At 42.4% G+C, this 417-nt stretch carries 1 protein-coding gene; it reads left to right on the top strand.

Annotated elements, in window-relative coordinates; genetic code table 11:
* The first annotated feature begins 6 nt into the window (after positions 1 to 6).
* Entirely contained in the window at positions 7 to 339 is a 333-nt protein-coding gene (locus A3729_RS09640) for a Qac family quaternary ammonium compound efflux SMR transporter (protein ID WP_068553830.1), read from the top strand.
* Positions 340 to 417: the final 78 nt, after the last annotated feature.

The following is a 417-nucleotide window of genomic DNA, read 5'->3' on the forward strand; positions in this document are numbered from 1 at the left end:
AAAACTGTGAAAAACTGGTTATTCTTATCCGCTGCTATTATTTGTGAAGTAATTGCAACATCCAGTCTTAAGTCTAGTGAAGGTTTTACTAAAATCGCCCCATCGCTGCTTGTTATTATTGGCTATGGCGCTGCTTTCTATTTACTTTCACTTACTCTGAAATCAATCCCTGTTGGTATTGCATATGCAGTTTGGTCAGGGCTTGGCATAGTTTTAGTAACTCTAATCGCATGGTTCATGCACGGGCAAAAACTTGACCTTTGGGGGTATGTTGGCATGGGTTTAATCGTTGGTGGCGTTGTTGTTCTCAACTTGCTTTCAAAAACCAGTGCACATTAGTCCAGTATGCATCTAACAAGTTGCACCAGTCGGAAAACCTCCGCTCCGCGGCTTTGTGCATTCGCTTCGCTCATTGTT

The organism is Oleiphilus sp. HI0043, assembly GCF_001634935.1.